This window comes from Petrachloros mirabilis (assembly GCF_975968855.1).
On the sequence record NZ_CDLUDY010000084.1, the window covers coordinates 1 to 6,335 of the forward strand.

Annotated in this window: 7 protein-coding genes; 6 read left to right on the forward strand and 1 reads right to left on the reverse strand. The window is 56.0% G+C overall.

Features of this window, described 5'->3' with window-relative positions:
- The 6 genes from ACWVCN_RS03540 to ACWVCN_RS03565 form a co-directional block, all read left to right on the forward strand.
- Positions 1 to 909 (forward strand): hypothetical protein (locus ACWVCN_RS03540; protein ID WP_455244134.1); only part of this gene is annotated, 909 nt, incomplete at its 5' end.
- Positions 910 to 1,029: 120 nt separating this feature from the next.
- Positions 1,030 to 1,746 carry a hypothetical protein gene (locus tag ACWVCN_RS03545; RefSeq protein ID WP_455244135.1) on the forward strand — a complete coding sequence of 239 codons (717 nt, stop codon included), beginning with the start codon at positions 1,030 to 1,032 and terminating at the stop codon, positions 1,744 to 1,746.
- Positions 1,747 to 1,871: 125 nt separating this feature from the next.
- Positions 1,872 to 2,561 carry an HAD family hydrolase gene (locus ACWVCN_RS03550; protein WP_455244136.1) on the forward strand — a complete coding sequence of 230 codons (690 nt, stop codon included), beginning with the start codon at positions 1,872 to 1,874 and terminating at the stop codon, positions 2,559 to 2,561.
- Positions 2,562 to 2,566: 5 nt separating this feature from the next.
- Positions 2,567 to 3,427 carry a presqualene diphosphate synthase HpnD gene (hpnD, locus tag ACWVCN_RS03555; RefSeq protein ID WP_455244137.1) on the forward strand — a complete coding sequence of 287 codons (861 nt, stop codon included), beginning with the start codon at positions 2,567 to 2,569 and terminating at the stop codon, positions 3,425 to 3,427.
- Positions 3,403 to 4,728 (forward strand): hydroxysqualene dehydroxylase, encoded by a 1,326-nt coding sequence (locus ACWVCN_RS03560; RefSeq protein WP_455244138.1) that lies wholly within the window; start codon positions 3,403 to 3,405, stop codon positions 4,726 to 4,728. Before hpnD ends, ACWVCN_RS03560 begins: the two co-directional genes overlap by 25 nt.
- 81 nt (positions 4,729 to 4,809) lie before the next feature.
- Positions 4,810 to 5,466, forward strand: a complete 657-nt coding sequence (locus ACWVCN_RS03565; protein ID WP_455244139.1) for a uracil-DNA glycosylase — start codon at positions 4,810 to 4,812, stop codon at positions 5,464 to 5,466.
- Positions 5,467 to 5,836: 370 nt separating this feature from the next.
- On the opposite strand, the gene ACWVCN_RS03570 is transcribed toward ACWVCN_RS03565, so the two are convergent.
- Positions 5,837 to 6,304, reverse strand: coding sequence for a hypothetical protein (locus ACWVCN_RS03570; protein WP_455244140.1), 468 nt, complete (start codon positions 6,302 to 6,304; stop codon positions 5,837 to 5,839).
- Between the last annotated feature and the right edge of the window lie 31 nt (positions 6,305 to 6,335).

Here is a 6,335-nt window from a genome sequence, read left to right on the forward strand (position 1 = left end):
GGTGAACAGCCTCTCCTCCCCTATGAATCCTGCACCTTGGGATCAATCAATGTTGCCAAATTCTTGCTCCCAACCCGGCTACAGCCAACTATCGATTATGAGCGCTTGGCCAGGACGATCGCATTAGGGGTCCGTTTTCTCGATAACGTCATCGATCGGAATCACTACCCCCTATCGCATATTGAAAACGCCACTCTCCGAACGAGAAAGATCGGGCTCGGCCTGATGGGCTTTGCCGATCTGCTAATCGCGCTGAATATTCCCTACGACTCCGACGAGGCCATTGACCTGGCAACAACCCTGATGGCCTTCGTCCAATCCCACGCCCATGCCGCCTCTCGCGAATTGGCCACTCAACGCGGAACGTTCCCGGCCTATCGAGGAAGTCGGCCACAGGCCCATCGGAACCGTCTGCGCAACCCTACCGTGACCACGATCGCGCCGACCGGCACAATCAGCATCATCGCAAACTGTTCTCCCGGCATCGAACCCCTCTACGCAGTGCAGGTCGTGCGCAGAGCTTTGGAAGGGTTGTCCTTCACCTTGCTCCACCCGAAATTCACGAGCATGATTCGGGAGCATGGGCTCAACGTAGCGCAACTCCAACCCGACCTGGCCGCAAATCCTTCGATTCAGCACCTGACCCGCATTCCCCAGGACATTCGGCGCCTCTTCGTAACAGCCCACGATATTTCACCGGCACATCATGTCCGGATGCAGGCAGCCTTTCAGCGGTTTAGCGACAGCGGCGTGTCAAAAACGATCAATATGCCTTCCACAGCGACAAAAGCCGACGTGGCCGACGCCTTCCTGCTAGCCTACCGCCTAGGATGCAAAGGGCTCACAGTCTTTCGAACCGGAAGCCGAGAGGAGCAGATCCTCTCCTGTTCGCCATCGCAGCCCTGTTGAATCAGCCTCGCAATATTGCTGAGGAAAATTGACACTACAGGACGATGGTGATAAGTAGTTCTTCAGATAGTACTTTACGCTAACCGTCGCGTCGTTTGAAGTTCAGCAGGGAGGTGATCGATGGATGTGCTTGCCGGGAACCTGACGTCTGTCGGGAATCCATTTCAGTGGTCGCTTCTCTTCGCCCGTCAACCGGAACCGGATCTCGAATTCACCGAGGAGGAACTCGATCAGACCACGGCTACCAGACCGATTTCTCCGATGAAACCAGGTAAGAAGCCAGGCGGCGGACGATCGATGTTCTTGATCCTGTTGCTCCTCTTAGTTGCCGGTATCGGATACATCGCCATGGAACCGGAGCAATTGGCGGACTGGCTTGCCCCTATTATGGGGGAAACTGTCATGCCGGAAACGCCACCTATTGCCACCAAACCGAAACCCATGCCTCCGCCTGTAACTCCGTCACAGATACCTTCTGATGATATCGCAGCTCCATCTCCACAAACTCCGACGGAAGCTGCGCCTTCACCGGCGGCTCCTCCGCTCACAGGTACAGCGCCTCCACCACCCTCACCGTCTCCGGCGGGTACCGTGCCTTCACCGGTTTTCGCAGAGGGACAAAAGGTCGCAGTCATTGGGAATCCGACGATTCCGGCGGAAACGGTTCCCTTGTACCTCGATCCGGCCGGAACGAAGCCTGGTCCCGTCGTCAGACCGTCGGGAACATTAACCGTCCTCGACGGTGATTTACAGCCCAGCGGTTGGGTGTACTTGGTGAAAACCGAAGACGGCGCTAAAGGCTGGATCGGCGAAAAGCGGCTGCGCCTTAAATTCTAACGCGCTTCCATCATCACGAGTTCACAGAGGGGCCGGGGGACACTCCGGCCCCTCTCGTTTTTCTCTGTGCTATAATCCGCTCCGGCGAATGACTTGCCCCAGTAATACACACCGAATTTACAGGCATGAACCAGCTGAAAGCCTTGATCTTCGACTTCGACGGAGTGATCGCAGATACAGAACCCCTGCACTTTGCCGGCCTGCGCCAAACGTTAACAGAAATCGGCATTGAACTTACGGAATCTGAGTACTACGCTGAATACCTTGGATATGACGACAGGGGGTGTTTCATAGCCGCGTTGACCGCTCATGGACGGCCTGCAGATCCGGACATCATCAGCCGGTTGATGAAACGAAAAGCTGTCGCCTATCTTGAGTCGGTCAAACACCATAAAGTGATCTTCCCCGGCATTCCTGAGTTCGTGCAAGAGGCGGCACGGTCATATCCCTTAGCGATCGCCTCCGGTGCACTGCGTCACGAAATCGAGTACATCCTCGACTCAGCAGGGTTGCGGAAGGCCTTTCTCCATATCACCAGCGCAGAAGATGTCACGAGAGGAAAACCGGACCCGCAACCGTTCTTGACCGCTTTAAAAGGCTTGCAACAGCGAGACGGCGGCATTTCCGCCTCAACGTGCCTGGTCATTGAAGATTCACTACCCGGCATTCGCAGCGCCAAGGCTGCCGGCATGAAAGTGTTAGCCGTCGCGAATACGCACACGGTTCAAGATCTGCACGAAGCCCACGCGATCGCGCATAGTTTGAAAGAGGCCAGCCTCGCCGAGCTTCGCGCACGACTCTGGCCCGCACCATGACGATCATGACCGCCGCAGAAGCCCAAACGTACTGCACAAATCTGACCAAGAAAAGCGGAAGCAACTTCTACTATTCGTTTCTTTTTCTTCCGAAGGGACGTCGAGAAGCGATGTACACCGTCTACGCCTTCTGCAAGGCGGCCGATAGCGCAGTCGATGAACCGCCTGCCGGCAGCGACCCAAAGGAAGAGCTCCGCCGGTGGCGGGCCGAGCTGGACCAGGTCTATGGCGGCACACCTACCTGGCCTATCATGATCAGCCTGGCGCAGCATGCAAGGGAACTCTCCATCCCCAAGGCCTATTTCGCGGAACTCCTCAAAGGCGTCGAAATGGACCTGACGACCACGCGCTATGAGACCTTTGAGGATCTGTCACTCTATTGTTATCGGGTCGCATCTGTCGTGGGACTCATCTGCTTGCATATCTTCGGACCGACCTCACCCCACGCCCAGGACTATGCCGTCGATCTCGGGTTAGCATTCCAGCTCACCAACATTCTTCGGGACATTGGATCGGACGCCGAGCAGGGTCGTATTTACCTTCCGCAGGTGGATCTCGCTCGCTTCGGGTACAGTGCTGAAGACCTTCTTCAGCGGAAGGATAGCCCGGAACTTCATGAACTGATCCGCTTCGAAGTCGCCAGGGCCCGCGACTACTACACCAAGGCTCAAGCGGCGCTGGAGTGCCTTCCACAACACGACCGACGCGCACTCACCGTCGCAGAAATCATGCGGGCAGTGTACTCTCGCATTTTGGAACGAATAGAAAAGCCGGACCACCAAATCTTCGGCCCCAGAGTCCGCCTTTCAACTTCCGGCAGATTGGCCCTCGCTGCCGGAGTATGGCTTCGTTCGCGATTCTCGTGACACCTCCAACTAGCCAGTCTATCGTCATACTCGGAGCAGGCCCGGCAGGTCTTACCGCCGCGCACAAGCTGACAAAGGGGGGCTTTCGCGTAAGCGTCGTGGATCAATCTCCTCGGGTCGGAGAACGTTCCTGGCGCGAAGGCGATCCACCCTTCTCTATCCTCGGTTGTCACCATGCCACCTGGTCGTTGCTGCAGTCGCTGGGATATTCCTCCGTTTCGACAGCATTTGCGGAAGCGACCCTCGACTTCCTGCTTCCTGATGGAAGAGTCGCACGATATCCCAGAACAAGATTTCCCACACCACTCCAGCAATTGTTTACCATTGGAAGATTCGCCGGACTTTCCTGGAAAGAACGATGGAAGCTTCTCTCCTGGCTGGAAGAAATCTGGGAGGGCTCGACCCAACTCCCCTCCGACCTTGAGCATCGAACGGCACAGAATTGGCTCGAATCCCTGCACTTGACCCAAGCTATTATACACACCGTTTGGAATCCTATCGCCAACTGGCTGACGGGCAACGATCTGCGGCAACTTTCAGCCGATGCTTTCGTCGCCTCCATCAAACCGTTTTTTCTTTCGCGGGCCTCGGACAACCGCCTCTACGTCCCTCTGCTGCCTTGGCGACAGATCTTTGCAGAGCCCCTCGCGGAATACTTGTCAAAATCGGATGCATCTTTGTATTTGGGCGCACAAGCCGTACAATTCGAGATCCAAGAGGAACGCATTACGGGCATCCGCTTTCGAGACGGATCAGTTCTTCGTGCCGACTGGTACGTCTCCGCAGTCCCGCACCATCAACTCACGCCACTACTCCCAGAACGATGGTTGACACGGTACGCATATTTTCAGCAGATGGCAGATCTCACTACAGTTCCTCTCACAATTATCCAAGCGCGCACGAAGCAACAGATCGCCTCGCCTCGCCATGTGTTGATGGGGGACGGGCCATTCGCATGGATAGCTTGCAAGCCCTCTGAGTCTTGTCGAGGGACGATCGCAGTCATGAGCTTGCCTCATCAACAGACAGCCATAGCGACGGAGTCACAAGTCGGCCGGATTCTTGAATCACTCCACCTCCTGCAAAAGAACGATCAGTTGTCCGATTTCAGGCAGGAAGAAGTGCCGCATGCCGTACTGACGCTCCCGCCCGGCACGAAAACCCGCAGGCCGATTCAGAGCAGCCCCATACGGAATCTGCTGGTGGCAGGAGCCTGGACCGATACCGGTTGGCCTGCAAATCTTGAAAGCGCCATCGTTAGCGGCGAACGTTGCGCAGAGATTATCATCGGCCGCAGGTAGATTTGCGGAGTCACGACGCTCCATTGACAACTCTTCCTCACGCCCATAAGATGCCCTGCATCTTTTTTACATCCGTACTTCATGATGGCTGCAACACCTCTCCAAGAACTTGCGAAGACCCTCCACAATTGTCAGTTGTGTAAACTGTCCAAACTGGGACGGACCCAGGTGGTCTTTGGCATCGGCAACCCGCATGCGAGCATCATGTTTGTCGGCGAGGCGCCCGGATTTAACGAAGACCAGAAAGGCGAACCCTTCGTCGGCGCGGCGGGCAAGCTACTGAACGACCTCTTGGCATCGGCGGGACTGTCGCGGGACCAAATCTACATCGCCAACGTGATCAAATGCCGGCCTCCGAACAACCGCGATCCAGAACCGGACGAAGTAGAGACCTGCAAGCCGTTTCTGATGCAGCAAATCCAGATGATCAGGCCGAAGCTGGTGTGCACGCTCGGCAACTGGGCCACGCAGACTCTATTGGAGAGAAAGGTTGGAATTACCAAGGTGAAGGCCCAGGCCTTCTACATGAAAGATTTTGTGATCTTCCCCTTACTGCACCCGGCTGCGGCATTACACCAGGGGAATCTCCTCGATACGCTCAAGGAAGACTTTAAGAAATTGAAGGAATTCCTTGACAAGAATACCAAATCGACAGAGCCAGAGACCTCTGCCTCGACGCCGGACTCCGCTCTTCAAATTGACCCGCCGCACCCTGCCCAGATGGACTTGTTCGGATAATTGATCTGATGTTGAGCGGCGCAGATCGCTACCATTGCCGCTCCGGTGCTTCGGCGCGACCACATTACATTTCCCGTCTACTCGACGCCGAAACTCGTTCCTTAGGTGGACCAACAAAGCTCGAAACAGTACGATGTCCCTGTTGTTTCGCCTTTCTGTTTACCGCTGGGAGCTCGGTCAGAGCTCGGAGCCGCCAATCAGCAGGAGGGGCGGGACACAACTCGCAAAAGCGAGCGGTCTTTGCTCCTTTATTGCAACGGCCAAGCCTGTACTGTTTGAGGCTTTGCGAGTTTACAGGATTGAGCGAGCGAGGCGTAGTTGGGTGGCCCGACGCTGTCAGGCGGCGACTGTCCTGACCGAGCGCGATCTTCTATGCTTTCGACTCCATCTCCGATGAGGACTCCGATTCGGGAGCTTTCTCGCCACCCTCCTCTTCACCCTCTTCGGCAGGCTTTTCCTCTTCAGGCACCTCGAACCACTGCACCAGCATTTCATCCCACCAGGCTTCGTCGATGTCTGAACCGGGGTCAGTCCCAAGAAAGGCCACGTCGTCCTTGGTGATATCCGGTCCGACTTCTTTGGGCTGGAATTTGGCGCGGTCGATCACTTCCTTCGTCGCGTAGCCGCCGATGATCCACGAATCCGGATCGGCCCGGCGGGATTTATACGCCTTCAACCCGATTTTCAAATACATGAAAATCTGCTGCTGGACAGGGACACCGACACCGGACTGGGGAAGACTCAGTGTCTTTTCGATCTTCTTCCGCCAACGCCGATCGTCGTAACGCGCGGTGATCAGCTGCAACATGGTCTTTCCGAGTTCAGCATCGAGCGGCATGTTATCCTTCGCTCCTCTCTTTCACGGTCAA

Coding starts and splice junctions, on each gene's coding strand:
- ACWVCN_RS03570 (WP_455244140.1), bottom strand. CDS start 6,304: ATGCCGCTCGATGCTGAACTCGGAAAGACCATGTTGCAGCTGATCACC.
- ACWVCN_RS03550 (WP_455244136.1), top strand. CDS start 1,872: ATGAACCAGCTGAAAGCCTTGATCTTCGACTTCGACGGAGTGATCGCA.
- ACWVCN_RS03560 (WP_455244138.1), top strand. CDS start 3,403: ATGGCTTCGTTCGCGATTCTCGTGACACCTCCAACTAGCCAGTCTATC.
- hpnD (WP_455244137.1), top strand. CDS start 2,567: ATGACCGCCGCAGAAGCCCAAACGTACTGCACAAATCTGACCAAGAAA.
- ACWVCN_RS03545 (WP_455244135.1), top strand. CDS start 1,030: ATGGATGTGCTTGCCGGGAACCTGACGTCTGTCGGGAATCCATTTCAG.
- ACWVCN_RS03565 (WP_455244139.1), top strand. CDS start 4,810: ATGATGGCTGCAACACCTCTCCAAGAACTTGCGAAGACCCTCCACAAT.